Raw genomic sequence first — 14616 nt, forward strand, 5'->3', positions numbered from 1 at the left:
GAGAGCTTCGCCATCCCGTCTCATTTCGCCAGGAGATCCCATGTCACGACTGGTCCTCGCCTCCGGATCACGCTTTCGTCGCCAACTGCTCGATCGCCTGGAGATTCCCTATGCCTGGGCGAGCCCGGACATCGACGAGACACCGCGCGATGGCGAGTCGCCACAATCCCTGGTGCACCGCCTGTCGCTATCCAAGGCGGAGCGGCTAGCGGCGGACTGGCCGGACCACCTGATCATCGGCTCCGACCAGGTCGCGGTATTCGATGGCCGCCCGCTCGGCAAGCCCGCCGACGAAGCCGCAGCACGCCAGCAACTGGCCGCTTTCTCCGGAAACCGCGTACGCTTCCTGACCGGCCTGGCCCTGATCGATACCCGCCACAGCAGTCACCGGGTATGCCACGAACACTACGACGTTGTCTTCCGCCGTCTGACGAGCGACGAGATCGCCCGCTACGTCGAGCGGGAACGCCCACTGGACAGCGCCGGCAGCTTCCGCATGGAAGGCCTTGGCATCACGTTGTTCGAACGCCTCGAAGGTGACGACCCCAACACCCTGATTGGCCTGCCGCTCATCCGCCTCTGCGAGATGCTCCGCGACGCCGGGCTCGATCCCCTGACGAGCCGTAAGCCGTAAGCCGGATGCTACTACCAAGCAGGCCAACGGAAAGGGGTTCTTAAAACTTACAGCTTAACGCTTACAACTCTCGCTCCCTTCAGGGAGCGAGCTGATAACGCACCGGCGTCTCGGCGCTCGACAGCCCCAGCACCGACGCCACGACACGCCCGAAAAGCCGAGACAGCCGCTCGAAGGGGTCGAGACGCGGCGTGTAATTCTGGAGACGCACGTCTTCCAGATGACGCCGGGCCACACCGTCGAGGCTGTCCAGCCGGTCTACCAGCCCGAGCTCCAGCGCCTGTTCGCCGGACCAGATCAGCCCGCTGAACAGGCGCTCGTCATCGGCCAGACGATCGCCGCGCCCGGCCTTGACGTCATCGATGAACTGCTGGTGCGTGGTGGCCAGCACGTCTTGCCAAAAGCGTCGCTGGGCGGGCTCGACATCCGCGAAGGGATCGAGAAAGTCCTTGTTCTCGCCAGCCGTGAAGACCCGGCGTTCGATGCCCAGCCGCTGGATGGCCTGCTCGAAGCCGAAGCCGGCGTGGATCACCCCGATGGAGCCCACCAGGCTGGCCGGCGCGGCGACGATCTCGTCCGCCGCCGCGGCGATATAGTAGGCGCCACTGGCACCGATGTCCTCGACGACCGCGATGATCGGCTTGTCGCCACTCTCGCGCAGCCGCATCACGGCGTCGTAAATCCGCTGCGACTGCACCGGACTGCCGCCCGGGCTGTCGATATGCAGCACCACCGCCTTGGCCCCCGGCGCTTCCCAGGCGCGCTCGATACCCTCGATGACACGCGAGGCACTCGCCGGCGACTCGCGATCGATCACGCCCTCCACCTTAACCACGCCAAGATGCGGCCCTTCGGCCTCCATCGTTCCCTGGGCGGCGAAGAGACCGTAGAAGGTCAGCGTCAGGGAGGCCAGAATCAGGAAGGCGAAGACGAAACGGAAGAACAATTTCCAGCGCCGCGTGCGTCGCTGCTCGACGAGCACGCCGTCGATCCAGCGATCGAGCATGGCCTGCTCGGCAAGACGGCGGCGCTCGCGCAGCGTCTCGGCATCCTCACCCTCGGCCCGCTCGGGCTCGCCCTGCCTCCGAGCCTGCCGACGTCGTTGCGCCTCCTCCGCCGAAAGCTCCGGCCCTTCGGTCCAGTCGTCGCTGTTTTCGCTCATCGTGACCTCGTCTCCCAGACGCTTGCGCAAACGTGCTTAACCGTGCAGCCAGTCGATCAGTTCGGGAAAGCTCCCGGCCGTGAAGGTCGGTCGACTGGCGGCGAGGCGATCCGGCTCATGAACCCCGTAAGTCACCGCGATGCGGTCCATGCCCAGGGCCCGGGCCATTTCCATGTCATATTCGGTGTCGCCGATCATCACGGCCTCCTCGGCCGCCACGCCGAGCTCGCCGAGCAGTTCCTCGAGCATCTGCGGATGCGGCTTGGAACGGGTTTCATCGGCCGTGCGGCTGGCATGGAACCAGGCGCCGCTGCCGCTCTCGCGAAAGACGCGGTCCAGTCCCCGCCGGCTCTTGCCGGTGGCCACGGCCAGGCGCGAGCGATCGTCGGCCCTCAGACGCGCCATCCCCTCGGTCACGCCGGGGTAGAACGGCATCGGCGTCGCGTCGCCCTCGACGAAGTAATGCGCATAGCGCTGCTTGAGCGCCTCGGCTCGCTCGGCATCGATGCCCGGGCACAACTTGGCGATGGCCTCGGGCAAGCCCAGCCCAATGATATCCCGCACGCGATCGTCCGGCAGCTCTCCCCAGCCGATGTCCCGGCCGGCGGCCTGCATGCTGGCGACGATCCGAGCCACGGAGTCCATCAAGGTGCCATCCCAGTCGAAGATCATCAGTCGGTAACGCATGGTATCTCCACGTCATCGTGCCTGGCGGGCACGTTCGAGAACGGCATCGAGCGAGGCGCCGAGTGGTGCGCGAATCTGCACCGGCTTGCCGCTGGTCGGCTCGGGAAAGGTCAGCGAGGAAGCATGCAAAAAGAGCCTGGAGAGCTCCCATCGAGCCGCGAGGCGCTGCCCCTCACGGGAACCGTACTTGTCGTCGCCCAGCAGCGGATGCCCGGCATGGGCCGCATGCACGCGAATCTGGTGGGTACGGCCGGTGACCGGCTCCGCTTCCATCAGGGTCGCACCAGCAAAGGTCTCGCGCACGGCAAAGCGCGTGCGTGCCACCTTGCCATTGGCATCGACCCGCACGCGCCGCTCGCCGTTACCGGCATCGAAGCGATCCAGCCGGGCGCTGACGAAATCGCGGCGTGCCGGCCAGCGCCCGGCCACCAACGCCAGATAGCGCTTGGTCATCTCGTGACGCTTGAGCGCGGCATTGAGCGTCAGCAGCGCCGGCCGTGACTTGGCCAGCAGCAGGCAACCCGAGGTGTCGCGATCCAGGCGATGCACCAGCTCGAGAAAGTCCAGATCCTCGCGCACCTGTCGCAACGCCTCGATCAGGCCGATCTTGACCCCGCTGCCACCGTGCACGGCCAGCCCCGAGGGCTTGTTGATCACCAGCCAGTCGCGCCCCTCGAGCAGCACGCTGCCGGCCAGCAGGTTGCGCAGGTTGTCGCTGACCTCGCGGACCGCCTCGCGGGGCGCCAGCTTGAGCGGTGGAATACGCACCACATCGCCTGTCGCCAGGCGCGAGTCAGCCTTGACGCGCTTCTTGTTCACCCGCACCTCGCCTTTGCGCACGATGCGGTAGATCAGCGAGCGCGGCGCGCCCTTGAGGCGCGTCATCAGAAAATTGTCGACTCGCTGACCCGCCTGGCCCTCGGTCACTTCCACCCATTGTACGTCGCGGCCATCGGCCATGCCGGCTCACTCCACTGGCTATCTGCGGAAAGGTGGCATTCTACCGTAGTGAGGCCAATACTGCGCCAATTGCTGGGCACCCCCTTTACTGTTATATTGCCGACTCGTTCCAATGGGCTGAAATGCCCGTGAAGCGCGCCTGCACGACGCACACGCAGGCCGGAACGACAAGATCAGGCCGCGACGACTCTCGCCAATCCGAGGTCCCGCCGCCGAAGTGAAAGCGATACAACGCCACGCCCGCCCGATCGCGCCCGAAATGACGCGATAGGAGATCACGGGATACGTACAACATCGTGCCGGAGGCCGGCGTTGGCGAATCGATGAATGCCAGGTGTTGGCGGTGACCGCAGGGCCGGATGGGCGAAGTCCCGCCGAGACATGTCCTGCCTCCGCCCCGTACTCAACATGATCATGCCGTGCCGGCCAGGCCAAGCAATCGCCACCGACACGGCCGGGCGCAGTTCCGCATCCGCGACATGCGCTGAGCACAAGCACGCAGCACCCAGCGGTTCGCCTTCGTCGATGCACGGAAGCCCACGGGCTTGATGGTCGTCGCGAGAGGCACGGGTTTCGAGACATGGTGGGCGGCCCAGCGCGTCATCACAAGTGGCGCCGACACGGGATCGCCCGGCACCTGGCCGAAATACCGAGCTCGACGCCGCCCGACATCAGGTTCATGGAGCTATCCGGGCACTCCCGGCGCGTCCATTTTGCGAGACGCCATGAAACGGATGCTCATCAATGCGACCCAGCCCGAAGAGCTGCGCGTCGCTCTGGTCGATGGACAACGCCTCTACGACCTGGACATCGAATCCGGTGCCCGGGAACAGAAAAAAGCCAACATCTATCGCGGCAAGATCACCCGCGTCGAACCTTCGCTGGAAGCCGCCTTTGTCGACTTCGGCGCCGAACGCCACGGTTTTCTCCCCCTCAAGGAAGTCTCCCGCGACTACTTCATCAAGGAGCCCTCGGGACGTCCCAGCATCAAGGAAGTCCTCAAGGAGGGCCAGGAAGTCATCGTCCAGGTCGACAAGGAGGAACGCGGCAACAAGGGCGCGGCCCTGACCACCTTCATCAGCCTGGCCGGCCGCTTCCTGGTCCTGATGCCCAACAATCCTCGTGCCGGCGGCATCTCGCGTCGCATCGAGGGTGAGGAACGCGCCCAGCTCAAGGAAGCCATGGGCCAGTTGACCGTGCCCGACAAGATGGGCCTGATCGTGCGCACCGCCGGCATCGGTCGCTCTCCCGAGGAACTGCAGTGGGACCTGGACTATCTGGTGCAGGTATGGGAGTCGATCACCGGCGAGGCCGGCAAGCGCCCCGCGCCCTTCCTCATCTACCGCGAGTCCAACGTCATCATTCGCGCCATGCGCGATTATCTTCGCCAGGACATCGGCGAAGTGCTGATCGACAGCGAGGACGTTCACCAGGAAGCCCTCACCTTCATTCGCCAGGTGATGCCGTCCTACCAGCAGAAGATCAAGCGCTACGCCGACGAGGTGCCGCTGTTCTCCCGCTTCCAGATCGAATCGCAGATCGAGACCGCCTACGAGCGCGAGGTCAAGCTACCCTCCGGTGGCTCCATCGTCATCGACCATACCGAGGCCCTGGTCTCGATCGACATCAATTCGGCGCGCGCCACCCGCGGCAGTGACATCGAAGAAACCGCGCTCCAGACCAACCTCGAGGCCGCCGACGAGATCGCTCGTCAGTTGCGCCTGCGCGATATCGGCGGCCTGGTGGTCATCGACTTCATCGACATGAGTCCGGCGCGCAATCAGCGCGAGGTCGAGAACCGCGTGCGTGACGCCCTCAAGATCGATCGCGCCCGGGTACAGATCGGCCGCATCTCGCGCTTCGGCCTGATGGAAATGTCCCGTCAGCGCCTGCGCCCGTCACTCGGCGAAACCAGCGGCGTGGTCTGCCCGCGCTGCGACGGCCAGGGCACCATCCGCGACGTTCGCTCCATCTCGCTGTCGATCATGCGCCTGATCGAGGAAGAGGCCATGAAGGAGCGCAGCGCCCAGATTCGCGCCATCCTGCCCGTGCCGGTGGCCACCTACCTGCTCAACGAGAAGCGCAGCGTGCTGGCCGACATCGAAAAACGCCAGGATGTGCGTGTGGTGCTGCTGCCCCACCCCGACATGGACACGCCGCATTACGACGTGCAGCGCCTGCGCGACGACCACGTCGACGAGGAAGGCGGCATCCAGTCCAGCTTCGAGATCTCCACCGACACCGAGGTCGGTCGCGAACCCGAGGCGGCATTCGGCAAGCCCGTCAAGCGTGACGAAGCCGCCGTGAAGACCGTCGTGCACCACGAGCCTGCCCCAGCTTCCCTGCAGCAGGACACGCCGAGCCAGCAACCCGCAGCCAAGACGCCGTCCGCACCGGTACCGGCTCAACGCGAAGGCGTGCTGGGCCGACTGGTCAAGGGCTTCGCTCGACTGCTCAACGGCGAGGAAGAGGCCAGCAGCGGTCAGGCCGGCGCCCAGGCGAGCCGGTCGGGAAGCGAGCCCCAGAAGTCCAACGCCGACAAGCACCAGACCAAAGGTGATCAAGGCGGAAGTTCCGCGTCCAGTAGCGGAAGCGGCCGCCAACGCAACCGGCGCCAACGCTCGGACCGAGCCGAGGGCTCCCGCCATGACAACCGCAGCTCCAGCAACGCCAAGGGCCAGTCTCAAGGAGACGACAAGTCGACCTCATCCGACAATCAGGGGCGCGGCAACCGTGGCGGACGTAGTCGTCGACAGGACGATGGCCGCAACAATGCTCAGGAGACCCGCGGCGCTTCTTCCTCTCGGGACACGCGCAAGAGTCAGGATGCCCAGAACAAGGGCCAGGATAGCCAGAAGGGCCAGGACAATCGCGCCAAGTCTCAGGACAATCGCAAGCCCAGCGACAACGAGCGCCAGAAGGGAAGCACCGACACCGCCAAGACGGAGCGCAAGAACGACGACGCCAAGTCGACAACTCCTGACAAGCCCAAGCGTACCCGCAACAACCCGCGCCAGCGCAGCCGCCAGCATGCCTTGAACCCCAAGGCGGAAGCCGAGCAGAAGCGCCTGCAGGAAGAAGCGGTAAAGCAGGAGGCAGCAACCGAGGTCAGCGACGAGACGACCGAAGCCTCGGCCCAGCAGGACTCCACGGCCAAGTCTGAGGCGTCCCAGCAGGCACCAAAGTCGGCATCGACTGAAGTCCAGGCGAAGTCCCAGGCCAAGGATGAAGCGCCGCAAGCCAAGACACCGAAGGCCGAGCCGACTCCACAGCCGGAAAAGGTTCAGGCGCCAGCCGAGGCCAAGGCCGCTGAGACCACCAAGTCCAAGGACGAGGCACCGCAAACCAAGGCACCGAAGACCAAGCCGACTCCGCAGCCGGAAAAGGTTCAGGCGTCAGCCGAGGCCAAGGCCGCTGAGACCACCGAGTCCAGGGACAAGGCGTCGCAGACCCAGGCACCGAAGGCCGAGCCGACTCCGCAGCCGGAGCAGCCCCAGGCACCGGTCGAAGCCAAGGCCGATAAGGCCGCCGAGTCCAAGGACGAGGCGTCGCAGGCCCAGGCACCGAAGGCCGAGCCGACTCCGCAGCCGGAGCAGCCCCAGGCACCGGTCGAAGCCAAGGCCGATAAGGCCGCCGAGTCCCAGGACGAGGCGTCGCAGGCCCAGGCACCGAAGGCCGAGCCGACTCCGCAGCCGGAGCAGACCCAGGCACCGGTCGAAGCCAAGGCCGATAAGGCCGCCGAGTCCAAGGACGAGGCGTCGCAGGCCCAGGCACCGAAGGCCGAGCCGACTCCGCAGCCGGAGCAGCCCCAGGCACCGGTCGAAGCCAAGGCCGATAAGGCCGCCGAGTCCAAGGACGAGGCGTCGCAGGCCCAGCCACCGAAGGCCGAGCCGGCGTCACAACCGGAACAGGTTCAGGCATCAGCCAAGGCCGATAAGGCCACCGAGCCCAAGGACGAGGCGTCGCAGGCCCAGCCACCGAAGGCCGAGCCGGCGCCACAACCGGAACAGGTTCAGGCATCAGCCAAGGCCGATAAGGCCGCCGAGCCTCAGGGTAAGGACGAGTCTTCCAGCACATCGTCGTCCCGGCGTCGCCGCCGTCGGGCACATAACGATCCTCGGGAAATTCGTCGGCGCGAGCAGGAAGCCAAGCGCCAGGAAGGTGGCCAGGGCTGACGCCTGGCCTGCATGACGAAAAGCGCCCGTGACCGCATGGTCACGGGCGCTTTTCATTCAAGGCGCGAACGCATGATGAAAACCTTCGCCATGGCACGCCCCTTGCCATACCGGCGCGCCTCCCCACCCGAGTCGGATGACGGCGGCCGAGCACGGCTCATCGAAACATCCATTTCGCCACGAGGCGCACGACCCGAGGCATGACGACATAGACGACAAGGCCGACGATCGTGGCGGCGAACAGGCCATTGCGGACTCCCCAGATATCGAGCTGGGGAAGCAACGTCAGGATTGGTTGCCAAAGAATGGGCACGATCATGGTGAGCGGCCAGATCACCGCCGTGGTGACCAGCCACTGCTTCCATCGCACGGGCTGCTGGCTCTTCGACTCGGGCGCGGTGAACCAGTAGTCGATACCACTATGAATCTCGAGGGTTTCATTCTGCTGCAAGGCAGGCTGGATGTCGTCGACGAGCCGACGGCGTTCTTCGGAGTGTCTCCAGCGCTCGGCATCGCCTTCCGAAGCAAAGCGCAAGGCGATTTCATAGTCGTGATGGCCGGGCGGGGGCCGCATCACATGCACGCCCTGATGACCGCAATAGCGACCGGCCACCTCGATGATATGGCGTAGCCAGTCTTCATAACGCTTGATGGCATCGGGATTCACCCGATGCTGGATGCGAATGGTGACACTGTTCTGCGAGGGAGCGGAGGTCGAAGATGACATCATGGACATGGTCGTCACTCGATGATGAGGAGAAATGGCGTAACGGGATCACGACGCCCAGGGCAACGGCGGCGGCATCAGCCTCGGACCATCATGGCCTTCGATGACCCCGAAACGTTCGCTGCCCTCTTCCCAGTCGCGCTGGGCCTGAACGATCTCCTCTCTGCTATGGCCGACGAAGTTCCACCAGATCAGGATCTCCTCGCCCAACGGCTCTCCCCCGACCAGAATGGCATGTCCTCCGGCAGGCAGCGACAGCGTGACTGAAGCGCGTCCACGCCCCAGATACGCCAGTTCGTTCGCCGCGAAGGCATCCCCCTCGATATCCAGCTCCCCTTCCAGTGACAGTACGCCGTACTCGAAATCTTCCCTCAACGGCAGCGTCAAGGTAGCGCCTTGCCGACTGGTCAGGTCGAGGCCGACAAGCGCCGAAAAGGCCAGCGTCGGCGCCAGGTGCTCCGCAAACTCGCCTGTCAGCAGGGTGTGCTCGACACCTTGTGACGCCCAGCGGGGCAGATCGGGATAATGATCGAAACGCGGGTCCGTCTGCCGGTGCGCATCGGGCAAGGCGATCCACAACTGCGCGGCATGCAGGTGCGTCTCGCCGGGCACCGAGTCCTCGGTATGACTGATGCCCCGCCCTGCCGTCATCAGGTTGACCTGCCCGGGCCGAATGATCTGCTCGTTGCCCAGGCTATCGCGATGCAGCACCTTGCCCTCGAGCATCCAGGTGAAGGTCTGAAGACCAATGTGTGGATGGGGACCGACGCGCAAGCCCTCGGCCTCTCCCTTGAAAACGGCCGGGCCGGCGTGATCGAGAAAACACCAGGCCCCGATCAGGCGACGCTGGCGCGAAGGCAACACTCGGTTCACCTCGATACCGCCGACATCGGCGGTCCGAGGAGACACGTGCTGCGTCTGGCGCTTGCCATCGATGACAGGACAGTCCATCGAGGATGCCATCTCACGATCTTCCACCAATGTGCTCATGCTCCCCTCCTCTTCGGCACGCGAAAAAAGGCTCGACCCGAAGGGCCGAGCCTGACGCTTCAGGATGATGCCTGTTGAGCATAGCTCTGCATGAGGTTGGAGTAGGCCGGCAGGTGGCTCGCCAGGAGCCCCCCAAACCCTTCGATATCGTTACGCCAGTCGCGATGCAGCTCGCCACCGACGGCAAACCAGGTCATCAACTGGGCACCGGCCTGGGACATGCGGTCCCAGGCTGCGTCCCGAGTCGTCTGATTGAAGGTGCCCGACGCATCCGTGACCACGAAGACTTCATAGCCTTCCTCCAGCGCGGAGAGTACCGGGAAGGCCACGCAGACTTCGGTCACGACGCCGGCAATGAGCAACTGCTTCTTGCCGGTGGCCTTGATGGCATCGACGAAGTCCTGATTGTCCCAGGCATTGATCTGCCCCGGCCGGGCGATGTAGGGCGCGTTCGGGAAGGCCTCCTTGAGTTCCGGCACCATGGGCCCATTGGGGCCGTCCTCGAAGCTGGTGGTCAGAATGGTCGGGATGTCGAAGAACTTGGCGATGTCGGCAAGCGCCAGCACATTGTTCTTGAAATCATCCGGGCTGAAATCGCGCGCCAAGGACAGCAGGCCAGCCTGATGATCCACCATCAATAGTGCCACGTCGTCCTTGTTCAGTCGCTGATAGGTAAAGGACATGCTCATTCTCCTCTTGCGGTTGGAAGACCCGGCCATCCCGACGGGATGACCGGGTGACGCACCAGCGGTTACGCCGCTAGTCAATCAGGACGCCATACTGACCATCCTGAAATTCGATGAACGCCTGGTGAATTTCCTCCGCGGAGGTCATGACGAAGGGCCCCTGCCCCACGACGGGCTCGTCGATGGGCTCACCACTCAGCAACAACAGTTTGGCCTCATTATTGGCCTCGAGGTGCAACTCATCGCCACGACGGTCAAAGACCACCACGGCTTCGTCGCGCACGACCGTGTCGCCATTGACGAGTACCGTCCCGTCCAGCACTACCAGCAGGGTAGTATGGCCATCGGGCACATGCAGGATTGCCTCTCCACCGGATGCAAGGCGTATGTCCCACAGATTGATGGGAGTGAAGGTCCTCGCTGGCCCCAGGTTCCCTGCGTAATCACCGGCCACGACACGCACTTCGCCGCTCCCTTCCCCCAGCGGCACTCGTGGAATATCCGCCTCGAGAAGGGTTTGATAAGCTGGTGGCGTGTTCTTGTCCCGAGCAGGCAAGTTGACCCATAGCTGAACCATCTCGAGCGGGCCGCCGCTTTCGGTAAAGGCCTGCGAATGGAATTCCTCATGAACGATGCCGGCACCGGCCGTCATCCATTGGACATCACCCTGGCCGATACGACCGCCGGCGCCCGAGGAATCCCGGTGTTCGAGCTCTCCGGCGTAGACGAGCGTGACCGTCTCGAAGCCGCGATGGGGATGCGCCCCCACTCCGCGCGGCCTGGTCGCTGGCTGGAAGCGGTAAGGCCCCGCATGATCAAGCAACAGAAAGGGACTGAGATGCTTTGCCCCCATGCGGTCGTAGGTGAACAAGGAACGTACGGGGAACCCGTCTCCGACCCAGTGACCGCGCGGGGCACCATATATAGCCTGGATCTTCTTCATCGCTGTCAGACTCCTGCGTGGTAATGGAGGCACAAGGCCTCGATGCCCAGAAGGCTAATTTATGAACGAAGACCCAGGTAGATAGCGTTTCCGGGACTGACCGTCCCAATTATAGGACGATAGTATGCAAGACCTCAACGATCTCTATTACTTTGTCCAGGTCGTGGATCACGGCGGCTTCGCCCCCGCCGGTCGCGCGCTCGGCATCCCCAAATCGAAACTCAGCCGACGCATCATCCAGCTCGAGGAGCGCCTGGCGACCCGGCTGATCAACCGCTCGACACGACGCTTTTCCGTCACCGATCTCGGCCAGGCCTATTACCAGCATTGCGTCGCGATGCTGGTGGAAGCCGAAGCCGCCGAGGAACTGATCGAACGCAATCAGGCGCAGCCACGAGGCACCGTGCGGCTCAGTTGTTCGCCCAGCGTGCTGCACTACCTGATCACCCCGCTGCTGGTTCGTTTCATGAGCCATTGCCCGCACGTCAACGTGCAGGTGGAGGCCACCAGTCGACGCGTCGATGTCATAAAGGAAGGATTCGATCTGGCGATCAGGGTACGGTTTCCCCCACTGGAGGACAGTGACCTGACCATGAAGGTCCTGGCCCGCAGCCCCCAACGTTTGATGGCGGCTCCCGGTCTTTTCGAGCATTATCCGCTGCCGGAAACGCCCGCCGACCTCGGTGAGTTACCCAGCCTGGATTTCGCACAATACGACAAGCAACATGTCTGGGACTTGACTGGACCGGAAGGAGCAACGGCCCAGATTCCTCATCGGCCTCGCCTGGTCACGGACAGCGCCGAGACGCTCCACCAGGCCGCCTTGGCGGGACACGGCGTCGTCAAGCTGGCCATGCTGGTCGGCTATTCCGACCTTGTGCAGCAAAACCTGGTCGACGTCCTGCCCGGCTGGGAACCCCGAAGCGGCATTCTCCACGCGGTATTTCCCTCACGCCGGGGGCTGTTGCCGGCCGTGCGCGCCTTCCTGGATTTCCTGGATGAACATATCGAGGAGGAGGACTTCCTGACCTTCCAGAACAGGGAAGGAACGCGAAAGGAAGGAGAAGGAAAAGAAGAAGACAGTCGATGACTCGCCATGAGGGAGGCGAAGGACGAACACGCTAGCGTGCCGTCACCCCGCGTCGTCCGCCTCGCCGAACAAGCGCGGCTCCCGCTCGAGCACGACCTCGAAGGTGTCACGGACCCTCTCGGCTACCTCGGTGGCCATCTCCAGCAATTCCCCGGCACTACCACCGCCATGATGCACCAGCACCAGGGCCTGACGATCATGGACGCCGAAGTGCCCTCGGCGCCATCCTTTCAGGCCGCAGCGGTCGATCAGCCACCCCGCCGCCAGCTTGACGCCAGCCGCCTGGGAAAATTGCGGCATATCGGGATATTCGGCGCGCAACGCCTCGGCGTGTCCGAGTGACACGACGGGGTTCTTGAAGAAGCTCCCGGCGTTACCGAGCCGAGCCGGGTCCGGCAGCTTTTCGCGGCGCACGGCGCTGACGGCCTCGGCCACTTCCTGTGGCGTGGGATGCGCGGAAACGCGACGCGACAGATCGCCATATGCCAGACGCGGCTCGGCATGACGGGAAAGCCGCAGGACCAGTCCCGTGATCGCCACCCGCCCCGCCAGTTCGCGCTTGAAGATACTGTCGCGATAGCCGAAGGCGCACTCATCGGGCGTCATTGTCGTCTCGCGCCCATCTTCCAGCGATATCACGCGTACCGCCTCCAGCACCTCGTGAAGCTCCACGCCATAAGCGCCAATGTTCTGGATGGGAGCCGCACCGCAATGCCCGGGGATCAATGCCAGGTTTTCGACACCCCAAAGCCCCCGGCGCGCCAGTGCCATCACCAGGTCATGCCATACCACGCCGGCATCGACATGGGCCAGCACCTCCGTCCCCCGCTCTTCCAGCCACCAATCTGACATCGCCGGCTGGATGACCAGGCCCGATAGCGACGCCGGCAGGATCACGTTGCTGCCCCCACCGAGCAGCAATGGCGCGCGCCGCTCGAACTCGGCCAGTGCCAACGCCTCTGTCAGTTGCGCGGCAGATGACGGTGCCACGAAGCGTTCGGCACGACACGGCAACCCCAGGGTATTGAAGCCGGAAAGGTCGTGATCGACCCGCACCTCCAGGCTCAAGACGATGCCTCCAGTCGCTCGCGCACACTTTCCAGCAAGCCCCGGGACGCAGCTTCCAGCAAATCCATCATCTCCTCGAAGCCCTGCTCTCCCCCGAAGTAGGGATCGGGCACCGGCGTGTCGGGCAGGCCGGCGAATGCCAGGAACAAGCCGATATGCGCCCGGCAGTCGGGCGGGCACTGAGCCTGCAATGCAGCAAGGTTGTCCTCGTCCATGGCCAACAGATAATCGAAGCGCTCGAAATCGGCTGCCTCGAGCTGTCGACCACGCAATCCGCTGATATCCAGCCCACGACGCGACGCCGCCTTGCGGGCTCGTGGGTCGGGGGGCTCGCCCACATGCCAGGGACCGACCCCGCAGGAATCGATCTCGACGCGATCGGCCAAGCCGGCCTCATCGAGCATGCGGCGAAACATGCCTTCGGCAGTGGGCGAGCGACAGATATTGCCGAGACAGACGAAAAGTACGCGAATCATGTCTCTTCTCCTTCGGCACGCAACCATTGGCGAACGCGTTCGAGGTCGTCTTCGGTGTCCACGCCAGGAGGATTGGGCTCCCGGGCCAGCCCGACCTGAATGGCGTGACCATGGTGCAGGGCACGCAACTGCTCGAGTTGCTCGAGCTGTTCCAGTGGCGACGGCGCCCAGTCGCGATATTCGGCGAGAAAGCCTGCTCGATAGGCATAGAGGCCGATATGTCTCAACCAGGCATCGGTCTGAAGCAGCTCGGGACGCTCGGCAAAGGCGTCTCTGTCCCAGGGGATGGGCGCCCGCGAGAAGTAGAGCGCCCTGCCCGAGGCTTCACGCACTACCTTCACGGCATTGGGATCAAACAGTGTCTCGACCTCGGTGATCGGCTCGGCGAGGGTCGAGATGGAAGCACCGGGATCATCGAACAGCCGCATGGCCACCTGATCGATCAGGGCCGGCGGAATCAAGGGTTCGTCGCCCTGGACATTGACCAGAACGGCATCGTCGGGCAGCGCCAGCCGCTCGGCCACCTCGGCCAGCCGATCGGTGCCCGAGGGATGATCGTCCCGGGTCATCACCACTTCGGCATCCAGGCCATCGAAGGCGGTACGGATGCGCTCGTCATCGGTGGCTACCACCACCCGAGCGGCGGCACTGCCCAAGGCCCGACGCCAGACGTGCGCGACCATCGGCTCTCCGGCAATCTCTCGTAACGGCTTGCCCGGCAGACGCGTGGAGGCAAAGCGCGACGGAATCACGACAATGAAATCCTGCATCCCCATCCCTCAGGCCTCGCCACTGTGTCCGGGGGACGCCGGCAGTTTCTCGTCGACATCCATCTGCCGGGCCTCATCGGGGAGCATCACCGGGATACCGTCACGCACGGGATAGGCCAGGCCATCGTAACGGCACAACAGCTCGCCGGCCTCGCGGTCGTATTTCAGTTTGCCCTTGCACAGCGGGCACACCAGCATTGCCAGCAGTTCCTTGTCCATGTCATCGCCTCCCATGAGCGATTTCGTCG

14 protein-coding genes are annotated in these 14616 nt (G+C 64.3%); 3 read left to right on the top strand and 11 right to left on the bottom strand.

The window, feature by feature from the left end; genetic code table 11:
• Positions 1-40 precede the first annotated feature (40 nt).
• Entirely contained in the window at positions 41-634 is a 594-nt protein-coding gene (locus A9O65_RS07225) for a Maf family protein (protein WP_064701760.1), read from the top strand.
• A gap of 79 nt (positions 635-713) precedes the next feature.
• Here A9O65_RS07225 and sppA read toward each other — a convergent pair whose 3' ends face one another.
• From sppA to A9O65_RS07240, 3 genes are read right to left on the bottom strand one after another with little or no spacing between them, the layout of a single operon-like run.
• Complete coding sequence (gene sppA, locus A9O65_RS07230) at positions 714-1796, bottom strand: signal peptide peptidase SppA (RefSeq protein ID WP_064701761.1); 1083 nt, start codon at positions 1794-1796, stop codon at positions 714-716.
• Between the two features lie 36 nt (positions 1797-1832).
• Positions 1833-2483 carry an HAD family hydrolase gene (locus tag A9O65_RS07235; RefSeq protein ID WP_064698785.1) on the bottom strand — a complete coding sequence of 217 codons (651 nt, stop codon included), beginning with the start codon at positions 2481-2483 and terminating at the stop codon, positions 1833-1835.
• A 12-nt stretch (positions 2484-2495) separates the two neighbouring features.
• Positions 2496-3443: an RluA family pseudouridine synthase gene (locus tag A9O65_RS07240; protein ID WP_064698786.1), complete on the bottom strand. Its 948-nt coding sequence runs from the start codon at positions 3441-3443 to the stop codon at positions 2496-2498.
• A 725-nt stretch (positions 3444-4168) separates the two neighbouring features.
• Between A9O65_RS07240 and rne the strand changes: the two genes are divergently transcribed.
• Positions 4169-7618, top strand: coding sequence for a ribonuclease E (rne, locus tag A9O65_RS07245; protein ID WP_064701762.1), 3450 nt, complete (start codon positions 4169-4171; stop codon positions 7616-7618).
• Positions 7619-7775: 157 nt separating this feature from the next.
• On the opposite strand, the gene A9O65_RS07250 is transcribed toward rne, so the two are convergent.
• The 4 genes from A9O65_RS07250 to A9O65_RS07265 all read right to left on the bottom strand — a co-directional run bounded on the left by A9O65_RS07250 (position 7776) and on the right by A9O65_RS07265 (position 10964).
• Positions 7776-8348, bottom strand: coding sequence for an antibiotic biosynthesis monooxygenase (locus tag A9O65_RS07250; RefSeq protein WP_064701794.1), 573 nt, complete (start codon positions 8346-8348; stop codon positions 7776-7778).
• 45 nt (positions 8349-8393) lie between these two features.
• Positions 8394-9335, bottom strand: a complete 942-nt coding sequence (locus A9O65_RS07255; protein ID WP_064701763.1) for a pirin family protein — start codon at positions 9333-9335, stop codon at positions 8394-8396.
• A gap of 59 nt (positions 9336-9394) precedes the next feature.
• Complete coding sequence (ycaC, locus tag A9O65_RS07260) at positions 9395-10018, bottom strand: isochorismate family cysteine hydrolase YcaC (RefSeq protein ID WP_064698789.1); 624 nt, start codon at positions 10016-10018, stop codon at positions 9395-9397.
• Between the two features lie 76 nt (positions 10019-10094).
• Positions 10095-10964, bottom strand: a complete 870-nt coding sequence (locus tag A9O65_RS07265; RefSeq protein WP_064698790.1) for a pirin family protein — start codon at positions 10962-10964, stop codon at positions 10095-10097.
• 124 nt (positions 10965-11088) lie between these two features.
• Here A9O65_RS07265 and A9O65_RS07270 point away from each other — a divergent pair, with 124 nt between their 5' ends.
• Positions 11089-12054 carry a LysR substrate-binding domain-containing protein gene (locus tag A9O65_RS07270; protein ID WP_064698791.1) on the top strand — a complete coding sequence of 322 codons (966 nt, stop codon included), beginning with the start codon at positions 11089-11091 and terminating at the stop codon, positions 12052-12054.
• 42 nt (positions 12055-12096) lie between these two features.
• On the opposite strand, the gene murB is transcribed toward A9O65_RS07270, so the two are convergent.
• From murB to A9O65_RS07290, 4 genes are read right to left on the bottom strand one after another with little or no spacing between them, the layout of a single operon-like run.
• Positions 12097-13122 (bottom strand): UDP-N-acetylmuramate dehydrogenase, encoded by a 1026-nt coding sequence (murB, locus tag A9O65_RS07275; protein WP_064698792.1) that lies wholly within the window; start codon positions 13120-13122, stop codon positions 12097-12099.
• Entirely contained in the window at positions 13119-13595 is a 477-nt protein-coding gene (locus A9O65_RS07280) for a low molecular weight protein-tyrosine-phosphatase (protein ID WP_064698883.1), read from the bottom strand. Before A9O65_RS07280 ends, murB begins: the two co-directional genes overlap by 4 nt.
• Positions 13595-14368 (bottom strand): 3-deoxy-manno-octulosonate cytidylyltransferase, encoded by a 774-nt coding sequence (gene kdsB / locus A9O65_RS07285; protein ID WP_064698793.1) that lies wholly within the window; start codon positions 14366-14368, stop codon positions 13595-13597. The genes A9O65_RS07280 and kdsB overlap by 1 nt, the downstream gene beginning before the upstream one ends.
• A 9-nt stretch (positions 14369-14377) precedes the next feature.
• A complete protein-coding gene (locus tag A9O65_RS07290; protein ID WP_064698884.1) occupies positions 14378-14587 on the bottom strand; it encodes a Trm112 family protein in 210 nt (69 codons plus the stop codon).
• Positions 14588-14616 lie beyond the last annotated feature (29 nt).

The organism is Halomonas caseinilytica, assembly GCF_001662305.1.
Lineage (GTDB): Bacteria > Pseudomonadota > Gammaproteobacteria > Pseudomonadales > Halomonadaceae > Halomonas > Halomonas caseinilytica.